A 14618-nucleotide genomic window follows, 5' to 3' on the forward strand; every position below is an offset into this window, starting at 1 on the left:
ACTATCGACGTGGAACCGGGTCGCTGCGGGGTTAAAATTACCGAGCGCTTCCTTCGGTAATTGATGCATTTCTATCAAAATATGATCGGTGGATGATGCAGGGGCAATAAAAAAGCCGTCTCCATTTACGGGACGGCTTTTTTAAACCTATAGCATCAGATAAATAATCAGTCTTTAGACATGGCCTTCATCCTGGCCCTGTTCTGTTTCGCGTTTTCGCCTTTGGTTTTGGCTGCGAGTTTCAGCGCTTCGTATACATTCACCACACCGCCGGATTTTGATAATTCGGAGAAAGAGACCTGTTCGTCTTTCGCGCCCGGTTTGTTCACGGTTTCGCCGTCGGGCAGGGGAGTGGCGGATTTTTCGAGGATCTGCTTCAGCTGGCGCGCGCTCAGGTCCGGGTTGTAAGACAGCACGAGCGCCGCTACGCCCGCTACCACAGGGGCCGCCATGCTGGTGCCGCTGGCGCTGCCGTATTTGTTGCCGCCGGGAACGGTGGAGTAGATCTGCACGCCGGGAGCGAACAGGTCCACTTCTTTTTTACCGAAGTTGGAAAAGCCCGCGATCTTGCTGCCGGTGCGGCCGTTGCCGGATGCGCCTACGGTGATCATGTTGTCGGCTTCCGTACCGTCGTTAAAGGTATCTTTCGGGTAATTCTCCACTTCGTCGTTGTTAGCGCCGTCGTTGCCCGCTGCGTGTACCAGCAGCACGCCTTTTTCCTGCGCGTAGCGGATCGCTTCGTCCACCCACTGTTTCTGCGGCGAAAAACCTTTACCGAAGCTCATGTTGATGATCTGCGCGCCGTTGTCTACCGCGTAACGGATGCCGAGCGCAACGTCTTTATCACGCTCATCGCCTTCAGGCACTACTTTCACGGCCATAATGCGCACATTGTCCGCAATGCCGTCTATCCCCAGGCCGTTGCCGCGGATCGCGCCGATGATGCCGGCCACATGCGTGCCGTGGAAGGCGAACTGGCCCTGCACGTCGCTATTGCCGTAAAAACGGTCGTTAATATCGTTGAGATTGTCGCCCACGATGGTGGCGCGTTTATCTTCAGGCTCCCCGCCGGTGTATTCGGCTTTGCGTTTGAGCTCTTTTACATATTCGGCCAGGTCGTTTTTAAGCGCCTGGTAAGTGGTGCCTTCTTCGTTGGTGCTGTGCAGCAGGCGCAGCGCGAAACTGCGGGCCAGCATCACATCCTGGTCGGCGCTGCGCAGGGTATCCAGCTGTTCAACCGTGAAGTCGTTCGTTTTGAGATAATCGGCCAGGATACCTTCGCATTTGAGAAGGTTTTCCTGCACCTTCAGCATCATCTTGTAATCGGTTTTGGCCTGTGTGGAAGGTTTCTGGATGCGGTCTTTCAGGCGCGTCCAGTACACATATTCCTTGCTGTCTTTTTGCAGGGCTGAATCGGGGTTGCCGTACTGTTTGCGGAAACGGTAATATTCGCGCGTGGCTTCGTCCGAATCTTCTTTCACCGTGCCGCCGTCTTTGGCGCCGAGGAAGTTCCAGCCGAATACATCGTCTACATAACCGTTGCCATCGTCGTCGATGTGGTTGCCGGGAATTTCTTTGGGATTGCGCCAGAGAATGTCGCGGAGGTCTTCGTGCGTGGTGTCTATACCGGAATCTATCACGGCCACGATCACCGTTTTGCCCTTTTTGCCTTTCAATAACTCGCTGTAGGCTTTTTCGGCGTCTACACCATACAGGCTGTCTGTTCCATAGCTCAGCAACTGCCAGTTTTTGGGGACAATTGCTTTTTGTTGACTAAAACCCGTTGCAGACATTGTTATCACCAAACCTGCCACAATGGCCAGCTCTCTGCAAATGTTCATTTTTTTCAATTTTCCTAGATAATTACAATTCAAATACCGCAATTCGTTAAAGGTATGGTAAATGCGTTATAACAGATGATTATGTGTGGTGAGTGGCGCCGCAGCCTGACTATTGGTCCCGAAACACTAGGAAACCATAGGACTGATATTTATCCAGCTGAGGAACTTTACACTCACATAGCTCCATTTGTCACGAACCGCTTTTACCACTGCGGTTTTCCCGGTAACTTTAAGGTCGTCAGCCTGCAAATCTATCCTCGGGAAAAGGGGCAAAGATCAGTATTTCGCCGCTAAGCTGAAATCCAATTAACATTTCTTTCACTTTAAAACCCTCGTGTTTTCTTTTTTATCACATATTAATTTTCCGCCATGTTTAAAACAATTGTATTAGCAACCACAGCCTGGGCCGTGCTGAGCGCGGGCCAGCCGCCGGGGGCATTGCCCGCCGGCTTAAAAACCCATGTCGATCTCCACCTGGAGCCGGGGCCGAAAGTTTCGCCCACGGCCATCATTTTTGTAAACTGCGCCGAAATGAAGCAGGGCGCCAAACCGGCCCTGAGCATCATGGGCAGGGCGCAGGCGGGGCATCTCGTCAAATTCCTTGAAAACGAGCCCGTGGCGGCGATCTATTCGCCGTACAACCAGTGCCTTGTGGAAACGGTGGCGCCGCTGGCCGAATCGAAGGGCAAAAAAGTGGAATATTACCGCGATGCCTGTGAAGACAACCCGGAAGTAATGCGTCACATCCTTGAAACGATGCTGGAACGAAATGATGGAAAAACGATCGTTGTTTGCGCGCCGTCAAAAAGTATCAAAACCATGGCGAAGATGCTGGGGATCAGGGAAAAAGACCTGAAATACAGCAGTGGCGTATTTAACGAAGTGTTGATCGTCAACGTTTTAGGGTTTGGGGAAGCCGTAGCACAAAAGTTGAATATGAATTTTCAAAAAAAAGTGTAATATTTATACCCAGAGAGGATACATGATGCCTCCCGGCATCTGTATTCTTTCTCATAAGCATGGTTTCCGTTTAACGAAAAAGCGGGGTTCTCCAACCCCGCTACTTCACTTAAGACATATATTTTCCTCTTTTTTACAGATTGAATTTGATACCCTGGGCCAGCGGCAGTTTATCCGTGTAATTGATCGTATTGGTCTGCCTGCGCATGTATGCTTTCCACGCGTCGGAACCGCTCTCACGGCCGCCTCCCGTCTCTTTTTCACCACCGAACGCACCGCCTATCTCGGCGCCTGAGGTGCCGATATTCACGTTGGCAATACCGCAGTCTGAGCCCGATTGCGAAAGGAATTGCTCCGCTTCGCGAAGATTAAGCGTCATGATGGCGGAAGAAAGGCCCTGCGGCACGCCGTTCTGCAGGGCGATGGCTTCGTCGAGCGTGTTGTAGCGCACCAGGTAGAGAATGGGCGCAAAGGTTTCATGCTGTACGATGGCGTAATCGTTTTTCACCTCCGCGATGGCTGGTTTCACGTAGCAGCCGGATTCGTAACCTTTGCCTTCGAGCACGCCGCCTTCCACGATAAATTTTCCGCCTTCAGCCTTGCACTTTTCGATGCTTTGCAGGTATTGTTCCACGGCTTGTTTGTCGATCAGCGGGCCGACGTGATTATGCTGGTCCAGCGGGTCGCCGATGCGCAGCTGTTTGTAAGCGTTTACCAGTTTGGTTTTGAAGGTTTCGTACACGCTGTCGTGAATGATGAGGCGGCGGGTGGAAGTGCAACGCTGCCCGGCGGTGCCTACGGCGCCGAATACGCAGCCGATGAGGCTCATATCGAGATCGGCGTCTTTGGAAATGATGATGGCGTTGTTGCCGCCCAATTCCAGTAAAGCCCTGCCGAGACGGGCGCCCACAGCGGCTCCCACGGCTTTGCCCATGCGGGTGGAGCCGGTGGCGGACACGAGGGGGACGCGTGTATCCTCGGCGAGCCATTCGCCCACTTCGCGGCCGCCGGTGATGAGGCAGCTCACGCCTTCGGGTACTTTATTTTCAGCGAATACTTTTGCAGTGATGTGCTGGCAGGCCAGCGCGGTGAGCGGTGTTTTTTCGGAAGGCTTCCACACGCATACGTCGCCGCAAACCCAGGCCAGCATAGCGTTCCAGCTCCATACCGCAACAGGGAAGTTAAACGCGGAGATAATGCCGGTGATGCCCAGCGGGTGCCATTGCTCGTACATGCGGTGGCCGGGCCTTTCCGAGTGCATGGTAAGCCCGTGCAGCTGGCGGCTGAGGCCCACCGCGAAATCGCAGATGTCGATCATTTCCTGTACTTCGCCGTAACCTTCCTGGAGGCTTTTGCCCATTTCGTAGCTCACGAGGCGGCCCAGGGATTCTTTGTGGTCTCTCAGCGCCTGGCCAACCTGCCGCACCACTTCCCCGCGACGCGGCGCGGGCCACTGGCGCCACTGCGCGAAGGCTTCGCCCGCTTTGCGGATCACTGCGTCGTAGTCGGCGCGCGAAGCGGTTTTTACGCCGGCAATTTCTTTTCCGTCTACCGGCGAAAACGATACGATCGTTTCCCCGCCGGCCTCCAGCCATACGCTGCCTGTGGAAACCCCGCTGTTGGCGGTTTCGATGTTAAATTCCCTGAGAATGTTCTGCATCATGCTGATATCTGTTTTCAATGATGAATTTTGTACTTTCAATACATGAATATCCTGAAAGAACCGTGGCCCTGGTATATCGCCGGGCCATTGATCGGCCTTACCGTGCCGCTGCTCCTGCTGATCGGCAACAAGGCCCTCGGCATTTCCTCTTCCCTCCGGCACATCTGCGCCGCCTGTATTCCCGGCAAAATTCCTTTTTTTCATTATGATTGGAAAAAAGAAAGCTGGAATTTATTTTTTGCCGGCGGAATCGCCCTCGGCGCCATGTTCACCCTGCTGTTCCTGCAGAATGCGGACCCGGTAGCCATCAATCCTTCTACTATAGCGGCTTTGAAGGCCCTGGGCGTACAGGAGTTCGACGAACTGATGCCGCGGGATATCTTTAACTGGGGCAATGCCTTTAATGCCACAGGGCTGGTGTTTTTCGTCGCCGGGGGCTTTATGGTAGGCTTCGGCACCCGTTATGCTGGCGGCTGCACTTCCGGTCATTCCATCATGGGCATTTCCACGCTGCAATGGCCTTCTATGGTGGCCACCATTTGTTTTATGGCGGGCGGTTTCGCCATGACCCACCTGATTTTGCCTCACCTTATGAAATGGCTGCTTGTATGAAAAACCTGAAATTCCTTTTCACCGGCATGTTGTTCGGCATCATACTCGTTAAATCGGAGGTGATCTCGTGGTTCCGTATCCAGGAGATGTTCCGCCTCGAATCCTTTCATATGTACGGCGTGATCGGCAGCGCCATTGCCACGGCGATGCTGGGCGTATGGCTGATCCGCAGATCTGGCGTGCGTACCATTTCCGGCGAGGAGATCGTGATCCCGAAAAAAACATTTACCAAAGGCAATGTGATCGGCGGGATCATCTTCGGTTTGGGCTGGGCTATTACCGGAGCTTGCCCCGGGCCATTGTTCGCGCAGGTGGGCAGCGGGTTTACCGTAGTGCTTATCACACTGCTGAGCGCTATTGCCGGCACCTGGGTATATGGCCGCTTCCAGGATAAGCTGCCGCATTAAAACGGCTATTTTTTCCCGGTTTGCGCCGAATAAGTGCTTTCGAAGATCTTGTCCGCATTATTGGCCTCGAACCCTTCCCGGCGGTGCTCCCGGCGGATCTCCGACGCGGGCAGCTGCGCGAACTGGGGCAATACCCTTCTTTCCGCAAATTCCACATAAGAGCCGGCGATCTCCAGCGTTTCGTTGCGGGCGAAAGTGGCCGGTATCATGCGTGCTACGGTGGAGCTTTGGGCCAGGCCATTGTCCGGGCTGGTCTTTACCTTGCCGCCGGAATCGTTCAGCCTGAATCCCTTCTTTTCGAGAAAGGCGTTGAAATCCGCCACAGTATTGTATCCTGGCTTGAGATTATGCACGCTCACCGTAAAATGGTTGAGGTAATAACGGTTGTAGATCACCCAGGCCGCGTATTCGCTTTCCGCCGCCAGCGTTTTGTAATCGGCGATGGTGGGCGTGCGCCAGAGCGCGCTGTGCAGGAAGTGGTCCACCGCCCGGCCGTCGTCCAGGTCGATGCCGTCTACCGGGTCGCTTTTTACTTCGCTGGTATAGCTGTGAATGATGTCCTGCGCCTGCCGGCTCAGGTCTTTCACGCGCAATTCGCTGATAAAAATACGCGGGTATTTATCCGCCGGCGGCGCATACCAATAGGCGTCCAGCTTTTTTTCGGGGAAGTCGTAATAATCCTTTTTCGTATAGCCGTAATGGAGAAATATTTTCTCGAGCGACTGAATGCCCAGGTGCGGCACGCCGAGGGTGCGGAAGGCGATATGATCGTTCTCGATCTCGTTGTCGTTCGAGATGATGCCTTCGGCGATCATGGCCTTAATAATGGCGCCCACATCGGGAACGCGCTCTTTATAACGGCTCATCAGTCCGTCTAAAACTGTTTCCAGCGTAGTCATGTTCTTTGTTGTAGCTAAATGAATAAATGCAGGTTAAAACCGGGCAAAGGCGGCGTGCTCATGGCACGTGGGAGCAGGTGCTCCGCAGGAAGGAAAGAAGGGAAAGTTGTATGTTGAGCAATGCGTTCACGGCAACGAATATAACGATCAATCGGCAATTAGAAAAATGAAGGCGGCGGGGCCTTGCGACCGCCGGGAATAAGCCCTATATTACGGGATGAACCGAATTTTTCTGATCGCGCTGCTGCTGCAGCTGGTTTTGACCGCACAGGCGCAGGAGCCGCGATTTATCAACCAGACAGACGATGGGTACCGTGGCATCTGGTACAGCATCGGCAAGACCAACAACGAATATGTTTACAAATACGGCGGCGGCCTCGCCACGTATCCTTCCAACCATTACCCGTTCTCGGTATACGCGCCCGCCGTGGACAAAACCTTTTTCTGCTACGGCGGCACCGATTCCACCGGCAAAACGTTGCTGCATGAAGTAGGCTGTTTCGACCACGCCACCGGCATGGTGAGCAGGCCCACCATCGTGATGGACAAAGCCACCGGCGATGCGCACGACAACCCGGTGCTGCAGGTAGACAAACAAGGCTACATCTGGCTGTTTTCCACGTCTCACGGGGTAGAGCGACCTTCTTTCATTTACAGAAGCAGCAAACCGTACGATATCGCCAGTTTTGAGAAGATACAGGCTTACAAGGGCAACGAGCCGATGAATAATTTTTCGTACCTGCAAATGTATTACGATCCGGCCCGGGGTTTCCTCGGCCTGTTCACACATTACGAAATGCAGCAGCTGCGGTACGGCAAAAAGAACTGCCGCGTGATCGGCTGGATGACGAGCGAAGACGGTATTCACTGGTCTGCCTGGAAAGACCTTGCCAATATGGAAGAAGGGCACTACCAGACCAGCGGCCAGCGCAACGGGCGCGTGGGCACTTCCTTCAACCATCACCCCAACGTACAGAAAGGCGCCGGGCTGGATTACCGTACCAACCTGTATTATTTACAAACGGACGATTTCGGCAAAAGCTGGACGAACGTAAAAGGCGAAACCCTTCAATTGCCGCTGCGTACCGGCGATACTTCGGCGCTGGTGCGGAATTACGCCGTGGAAGGACTGAACGTATATATCAACGATCTCAACTTCGATAAAAACGGCAATCCCGTGATCCTTTATGAAACCAGTAAAGGCCCCGAGCCCGGCCCGCAGACGGGCATGCGGCAGTGGTATACCGCGCATTGGAAAAATGGCGGCTGGCAGGTACACCGCCTCGCGGAAAGCGATCATAACTACGACATGGGCTCGCTGATGATCGGGGAAGACGGCGTGTGGCAAGTGATTGCGCCTACCGCACAAGGGCCGCAGGCTTACAATACGGGAGGGGAGATCGTATTGTGGGAAAGCCGCAACGAAGGCCGCAGCTGGAAATCGCGGCAGCTTACGAAAAACAGCCCTTTCAATCATTCTTACCCGCGCCGCCCGGTGCACGCCCGGCCGGGATTCTATGCTTTCTGGGCGGATGGCAACGGCAGGCAGCCTTCGGCTTCGCATCTTTATTTTTCCGACAAAAAAGGCAATGTGTACCGCCTGCCGGAAAAGATGGAGAAGGATTTTGAAAAGCCGGAGCTGGTGAAACCCTGATGGCGTTCGATATAAATAAAAGATCCCCGGAACAAAACGCTCCGGGGATCTTTTATGCGTGATATTTTGATCGCGGCTTAATACTGTTCCTGGTCGGTCGGGAAGTCCCTTGATTTGACATCGTGGATGTATTGCTGCGTGGCTTTGTAGATATCGTCGTACAGGTTGAGGTAGCGGCGGAGGAAACGCGGCTTGAACTCTTTGTTGATGCCCAGCATGTCGTGCATCACGAGCACCTGCCCGTCTACGTACTTCCCTGCGCCGATGCCGATCACGGGGATGGTCAGTTCTTCGGCCACCTGTTTGGCCAGCAGCGCGGGAATTTTTTCCAGCACGATGGCAAATGCGCCCGCTTCCTGGAGGAGCTTGGCGTCCGCCAGCAATTTGGCAGCCTCTGCATCGTCCGTAGCGCGTACGGCATAGGTGCCGAACTTGTAAATGGACTGCGGAGTGAGGCCGAGGTGGCCCATAACGGGCACGCCTGCACTGATAATTCTTTTTACGGATTCGATCACTTCTTCGCCGCCTTCGATCTTGATGCCGTGGGCGCCGGTCTCTTTCATGATGCGGATAGTGGAGCTGAGGGCTTCCTTGCTGTTGCCCTGGTAGGAGCCGAAAGGAAGGTCTACCACCACGAAACTGCGTTTGATGGCCCGCACCACGGACGAAGCGTGGTAAATCATCTGGTCGAGGGTAATGGGCAGCGTGGTTTCGTGGCCGGCCATTACGTTGGAGGCGGAATCGCCTACCAGCAGGATGTCTATCCCTGCATCATCCAGTATCCTGGCCATGGAGAAGTCGTATGCGGTGAGCATGGAAATACGTTCCCCGTCGGTCTTCATCTTTTGCAGGATATGCGTGGTGATGCGCTTGATCTCTTTGTTTACAGCAGACATTGCAAATAATTTACACCCGGCCAACCCCGGGAATCCACAAAGTTGCGATATAATTCGGATTTGCCTGCATTTTTTTGATGTCAGGTAGCGCTGAGCTTGCTGATCTCGCTGTAAAGGGAGCGAACGAGGCCGTCCGCCAGGCCGATCTTGGGCACGAATATCTCGCCGATCTCCATCCAGCGCATCACATTCACGTAGATCTGGAGGGCGGGCACGATCACGTCCGCGCGGTCTTCCCGGAGATTGTACACGTGGATGCGTTCTTCGACGGTGAAATTGCTGAATTCCTTGTAATAATCCTTCAGCTGTTCGAGGGTGAGGGGTTTGCCTTCTTTCTTTTTGGACATCGAAAATATCTTGTTGATATTTCCGCCGGAGCCGATGGCCACTACGGGGCCGTATGCACGCAATTGCTGTTTGAGGAAATCTTTCATCTGCTGCCAGTGCGATTCCTGCACCTGGTGCTGCAGCAGCCGGATGGTGCCGATGTTGAACGATTCCTTGAACACGAGGCGGTTGCCGCTGAAAAAGGTAAGCTCGGTGGAGCCGCCGCCTACGTCTATATAAAGATATCCTTTGGTTTTGTCGAGGTTCTCCGCGATATGGTTCTCATAAATAAACGAAGCCTCTTCCTGCCCGGTGATCAAGCGGATGTCCATCCCCGTCTCGCTTTTTACCCGCTCCAGTATCTGTTTGCCGTTGGAAGCGTCGCGCATGGCTGAAGTGGCGGCGGTTTTGAGGTATTTCACCTCGTACACGTCCAGCAGCAGTTTATACGCTTTAATCGTGTTCACCAGCGAATCGGCCCTTTTATCGGAAATAGCGCCATGGGAAAACACGTCGATCCCTAAACGCAGGGGCACGCGCACCAGGTTTACCTTGGTGAAGTCCATTTCGCCGGAAGGTTTGGGAGACGCTTCCGAAATGAGCAGGCGCGCCGCGTTGGAACCGATATCTATTGCTGCCAGTTTCATGTTCAGATTAACAATAACGTGTACACATTACTACCGGCTCAAAGATATTCAAAACACTGCGGAAATACGAAACTGAATTGCTCAGGAATACGACTTTTCCGAAAGGTATTTCCCGATCTCGATCTGGGCGCGCATTTTACGGCCGCTCGCATGTTTGTATGCGTTGCGCTGGTCGTTGTCGATAATACGCACTTTTACATTGCTGTTCAGCTGAATGTTGAGGATCTCGATCAGCTCCCGTTTGATGGAAGGGTCTGTGATGGCGGCCGCGGCTTCCACGCGGTGGTCCAGGTTGCGGATCATCCAGTCGGAGCTGGCGATAAACACCTTTTCCTGCCCGTGGTTGTGGAAAACGAACACGCGGGCGTGCTCCAGATATTCGTCGATGATGCTTACCGCTTCCATATTGCGTTTCCACTTTTTATTCTCCGTATAGGCGCAGCAGATGCCGCGGATGATGAGTTTTACCTCCACGCCGGCCTTGGCGGCGTCGTAGAGTTTGAAGATCATCTCGTCGTCGGAAAGGGAGTTCATTTTCAGGGTGATGGACGCCGGTTTTTTGCGCCGGGCGTTCCTGATCTCGCGGTCTATCATACGGAGGAAGAACCGGCGCATGTTGTAAGGACTAACGATCAGCGTTTTGCAGGCCTGCAGGTGTTTTACGTCGTGCCGGGGGCTTTCCAGGAAAGCGAATATCCGGTTGATATCGGCCATGATGTTGCGGTTGGAGGTGAGCAGGCAATGATCGCCATACACTTTGGCCGTTCTTTCGTTGAGGTTGCCGGTGCTCACGAAACCGAACTGGGTGGTGGTGTTGCCAGTACGTTTTTTGATCACGCAGAGTTTGGCGTGCACTTTCATGCCCGGCACGCCGAACAACACTTTCACGCCTTCTTCCTCAAGCCGTTCTTTCCACTGCAGGTTGGCCTCTTCGTCGAAACGTGCGCGCAGCTCGAGTACCACCACTACCTGTTTGCCGTTGCGCACGGCGTTGATGAGGGCGTTGATGATCTTGCTGTTGCGGGCCAGGCGGTAGGCGGTGATCTTGATGGTGGTCACGTCCGGGTCCATGGCCGCTTCGCGCAGCAGGTCTATCACCGTGTCGAAAGAATGATAGGGGAGATGCAGCATCACGTCCTGCTCCTGCATCACTTTCATCACGCTCGGCGCATTGTGAAAGAGCGGATGGGTGAGTATTTTGCGGCGCATGCGCTCGCGGGTGAACACGGATTCGGGAAAATCCATGAAGTCTTTGAAATTATGGATGCGCCCGCCGGGGATAAGATTGTCTTTTTTTGACAGTCCCAGCCTGCGCATGAGGTATTCCAGCAGCAGGGGGTCTATCTGCTGGTCGTAGATAAACCGCACGGGTTTGCCTTTACGGCGCGCTTTGATGCCTTTTTCGATCTGGTGGATGATGCTGGTGGAAATATCGTTGTCGATGTCCAGCTCGGCGTCGCGGGTTACTTTGATGACCCAGGAGCTGAATTTGTCGTACCCGAAATAGGAAAAGATATGCGGAAGGTTGTAGCGGATCACGTCTTCCAGCAGCATGATGCTGTGCTCGCCGTCTTTGGACGGGAGGATGAGGAAACGGCTGAGCACGCTGCGCGGCACCTCGATGAGCGCGAATTTCTGGCGGATGGAATTGTCTTCCCTGGCCAGCACCACGGCGAGATAAATCGATTTATCGCGCAGGTACGGCATATGCTGGATGCCTTCGATCATGAGGGGGATGATGTTGGTGCGGACCTCTTCGTTGAAATAATTCTGCACGAACTTCTGCTGCTCGCGGTTGAGCTGTTTTTCGGTATGAAGGATGATCTTTTCGTGTTTGAGCTCTTCTTCGATCTCGTGCCAGATGCGGTTGAATTCGGCCTGCTGGCTGATCACGGTGCTTTGGATGTCTGCCAGGATCTCGTCCGGGTTTTCTTCGAGATGCATTTTGGCGGAACGGCCCATGATGTCCATCCGTTTGAGCGTGGCTACGCGCACGCGGAAAAATTCATCGAGGTTGTTTGAAAAAATACCGAGGAAGCGGATCCTTTCGTAGAGCGGCACCGTGGTATCGGCGGCTTCCTGCAGTACCCTGGCGTTGAAGGAAAGCCAGCTGATATCCCTGACGATCGTTTTTCTTTTGCTATGGATGGGTTTGCTGGTCTTCGTATTTTTTTTCACCGGTGTCTTTTTTGATTTTACCGGCTCTAAAGTGCTGGCGGCTGAATCCAATTTCATATTCACAATGATTTGAGGCGCGGGTATAGCCGCTCAACGGAAGGTATGAAAAACTCGTCACCCGCTGCCAGGAGCCAGTGTTATCTTTTCATTAAATTACATAATTCCCGCCGGATTGTTCAGAATGCGGGCGGGCAGGGCGTATCGGCTGAACGGGAAAATTATTTTGTTTTCGGCGGCGGCGGTGTGGGGTGATAATGTTTGTTGTAAACGGGAAAACCAAGTATGCTGAGCAGGCCGAGCACGATCACCAGCAGCGTTTGCGCCACCCAAATGATCCAGCTGAATGCAAAACCGATCACTTCCGGGATATGATAAAGCGCGAGGGTTTTTTGCACGATGAGCTGGTAAGCGCCGATACCGCCCTGGGTAGCGATCATGCCGATGCTGCCGAACGCGAGGATGGAAAGGCCGGCCTTCACGCCGAGGCCCATGGTTTCGGGAAGACAGCTGAACGCGATATAGACCTGCGAGAAATACAGCAGCCACATGGCCACGGTATAGAACATGAACCAGCCTTTCTGTTTCATTTTAAAAACGGAAAAGATGCCTTCCATTACGCCGCGGAGAAAGGCGCGCAATGCGATGGCCGCTTTGGTGCGGGCGAAACGGCGCAACAGCCAGAAAAAGATCAATATCACCGCCACGATCACGGCCAGCACGATCAGCAGGCGGCTGGCGCTGGCGTTGGCGTACATGTTATGCAGCGGATCGGTGAGGTAAGTCGCCACAAAGCCGGCCACTACGTCTGCCTGTACCAGGATGGTAACGGTAATAAGAACGATCAGGCAGATAAGGTCGAAGGCTCTTTCGGCGATCATGGTGCCCACGAGCTTGTCTACCGGTATTTTTTCATACCGCGCCAAAATGCCGCAGCGCGTTACTTCGCCGAGGCGGGGCACGGCGAGGTTTACGAGGTAACCGACCATTACGGCGAAAAAGGTGTTGAGCTTGCGGGGCTGGTAACCGAGCGGGAAAAAAAGCAGCCGCCAGCGCATGGCGCGCACCCAGTGGCTGAGAAACCCCAGTACGGCGGCGGGCAGCAATATCCAGTAGTTCGCCCGGCGGAAAGCGTCTTTGATCTGTTCCGCCTGCGAGGGGGTGATGTCTTTGGTAACCAGCCAGATCAGCAGAATGCCAATTCCCAGAAAACCCGTGAATTGTAGAATGGTTTTGAGCAGTTTAGGCATTTTCAGGCTGATGAGGGTGAACCAATCTTATAATTTATTGCCTTCTTTCGGAAAGACGGCGACAGGGTCGAACTTTTTGGCTTCTTCGAAGTCGAGCGTGCAGTAGGCTATAATGATCACCACATCGCCCACGGCTACCAGGCGCGCGGCCGGGCCGTTCATGCATACCACTCCCGAACCTCTTTTGCCTTTGATCACGTAGGTTTCCAGGCGTTCGCCGTTGTTCACGTTCACGACCTGCACTTTTTCATTGACGATGATATTGGCCGCCTCCATCAGGTCTTCATCAATGGTGATGCTGCCTACATAGTTCAGATTGGCTTCCGTAATAACCGCCCTGTGAATCTTGGATTTTAATACTTCGATCAACATATTTCTGGTGTAGTCCGCAAAGGTAGAGGAATTTTAAATGAAAAGGTTAATTTGTCACCATGTTATCGATCAGCCGTATCTCGCCCAGTTTTGCTGCGATCAGCATCACCATGGGCCCGCCGGGCAGCGGTTTTTCCAGCAGCTGGAGGTTATTTGCGTCCGCGATCTCCACATAATCCGGCTGAAAACCAGCATCTTCCAGCTGTTTATGCGCATTCCGCTTAATTTCACCGAACGGCAGCTTTTGCAGGTTTTCCTTCATGTACAGCAGCGTGCGGCTCACCTGTGGGGCGACGGCCCTTTGTTCGGGGGTAAGCCGCATATTTCGGCTGCTCATCGCCAAACCGTCGGTTTCGCGCAGGGTAGGGCAAATGTGTAATTTTGCCGGAATTCCCGTAATTTCCAATAACTTCTTGATTATCATGCACTGCTGGAAATCTTTCTGCCCCATGAACAGGTCGTCCGGCTGAACGGCGTCCAACAGCTTGTGAACGATCATTCCAACCCCCTGGAAATGCCCCGGGCGGTAGGCGCCCTCCAGCACGGTTTCAAGGTAACCAAAGCCATAGTGGCGATGTTCGCCGTTTACACCCTCGGGGTACATCTCCTCCACGGATGGTAAAAAAAGAATATCCGTGCCGGCGGCGGCGAGGCCGAGGATGTCTTCCTTGATAGTGACGGGATATTTTTCGAAATCTTTAGGGTCGTTAAATTGCGTAGGATTTACAAAAATAGAGCTGACTACAATGTCGCACTGCGTTTTAGCCGCATCGACGAGGGAAATGTGACCCTGGTGCAGGGCGCCCATGGTGGGAGCGAAACCAATCCGTTTTCCTGCCTTTTTTTCCTGCCCGAGCGCCTCCCGGAGATCCGCTACCCGTTTGAATAGATACATAAACCTTTGCTTAAAAGGAT

13 protein-coding genes are annotated in these 14618 nt (G+C 53.6%); 4 read left to right on the plus strand and 9 right to left on the minus strand.

Features of this window, described 5'->3' with window-relative positions:
* Positions 1-167 precede the first annotated feature (167 nt).
* On the minus strand, positions 168-1841 hold the full coding sequence (locus J7I43_RS18400) for a S8 family serine peptidase (protein WP_209147321.1): 1674 nt from the start codon (positions 1839-1841) through the stop codon (positions 168-170).
* A 369-nt stretch (positions 1842-2210) separates the two neighbouring features.
* Between J7I43_RS18400 and J7I43_RS18405 the strand changes: the two genes are divergently transcribed.
* Entirely contained in the window at positions 2211-2801 is a 591-nt protein-coding gene (locus J7I43_RS18405) for a histidine phosphatase family protein (protein WP_209147322.1), read from the plus strand.
* 133 nt (positions 2802-2934) lie between these two features.
* Here the strand turns inward: J7I43_RS18405 and amaB are convergent, their stop codons facing one another.
* Positions 2935-4482, minus strand: coding sequence for an L-piperidine-6-carboxylate dehydrogenase (gene amaB / locus J7I43_RS18410; protein ID WP_209147323.1), 1548 nt, complete (start codon positions 4480-4482; stop codon positions 2935-2937).
* Positions 4483-4506: 24 nt separating this feature from the next.
* On the opposite strand from amaB, the gene J7I43_RS18415 reads away from it, so the two are divergent.
* Together J7I43_RS18415 and J7I43_RS18420 are read left to right on the plus strand one after the other, a co-directional pair.
* The gene (locus tag J7I43_RS18415) at positions 4507-5076 is read left to right on the plus strand and encodes a YeeE/YedE family protein (protein ID WP_209147324.1); all 570 of its coding nucleotides are present in this window, start codon (positions 4507-4509) and stop codon (positions 5074-5076) included.
* Complete coding sequence (locus J7I43_RS18420; protein WP_209147325.1) at positions 5073-5483, plus strand: DUF6691 family protein; 411 nt, start codon at positions 5073-5075, stop codon at positions 5481-5483. The genes J7I43_RS18415 and J7I43_RS18420 overlap by 4 nt, the downstream gene beginning before the upstream one ends.
* Before the next feature lie 5 nt (positions 5484-5488).
* Here J7I43_RS18420 and J7I43_RS18425 read toward each other — a convergent pair whose 3' ends face one another.
* A complete protein-coding gene (locus J7I43_RS18425; protein ID WP_209147326.1) occupies positions 5489-6382 on the minus strand; it encodes a DUF1338 domain-containing protein in 894 nt (297 codons plus the stop codon).
* Positions 6383-6599: 217 nt separating this feature from the next.
* On the opposite strand from J7I43_RS18425, the gene J7I43_RS18430 reads away from it, so the two are divergent.
* The gene (locus tag J7I43_RS18430; RefSeq protein ID WP_209147327.1) at positions 6600-8036 is read left to right on the plus strand and encodes a BNR-4 repeat-containing protein; all 1437 of its coding nucleotides are present in this window, start codon (positions 6600-6602) and stop codon (positions 8034-8036) included.
* A 77-nt stretch (positions 8037-8113) separates the two neighbouring features.
* Here the strand turns inward: J7I43_RS18430 and panB are convergent, their stop codons facing one another.
* From panB to panC, 6 genes are all read right to left on the minus strand, one after another.
* On the minus strand, positions 8114-8932 hold the full coding sequence (panB, locus tag J7I43_RS18435; RefSeq protein ID WP_209147328.1) for a 3-methyl-2-oxobutanoate hydroxymethyltransferase: 819 nt from the start codon (positions 8930-8932) through the stop codon (positions 8114-8116).
* 80 nt (positions 8933-9012) lie between these two features.
* Positions 9013-9906, minus strand: coding sequence for a Ppx/GppA phosphatase family protein (locus J7I43_RS18440; protein WP_209147329.1), 894 nt, complete (start codon positions 9904-9906; stop codon positions 9013-9015).
* Positions 9907-9987: 81 nt separating this feature from the next.
* Positions 9988-12141, minus strand: coding sequence for a polyphosphate kinase 1 (gene ppk1, locus J7I43_RS18445; RefSeq protein ID WP_209147330.1), 2154 nt, complete (start codon positions 12139-12141; stop codon positions 9988-9990).
* Between the two features lie 161 nt (positions 12142-12302).
* Positions 12303-13331, minus strand: coding sequence for a lysylphosphatidylglycerol synthase transmembrane domain-containing protein (locus J7I43_RS18450; protein ID WP_209147331.1), 1029 nt, complete (start codon positions 13329-13331; stop codon positions 12303-12305).
* A gap of 27 nt (positions 13332-13358) precedes the next feature.
* Positions 13359-13703, minus strand: coding sequence for an aspartate 1-decarboxylase (panD, locus tag J7I43_RS18455; RefSeq protein ID WP_209147332.1), 345 nt, complete (start codon positions 13701-13703; stop codon positions 13359-13361).
* A 46-nt stretch (positions 13704-13749) separates the two neighbouring features.
* Positions 13750-14598, minus strand: coding sequence for a pantoate--beta-alanine ligase (panC, locus tag J7I43_RS18460; RefSeq protein ID WP_209147333.1), 849 nt, complete (start codon positions 14596-14598; stop codon positions 13750-13752).
* Between the last annotated feature and the right edge of the window lie 20 nt (positions 14599-14618).

This window comes from Chitinophaga chungangae (genome assembly GCF_017742215.1).
GTDB lineage: Bacteria > Bacteroidota > Bacteroidia > Chitinophagales > Chitinophagaceae > Chitinophaga > Chitinophaga chungangae.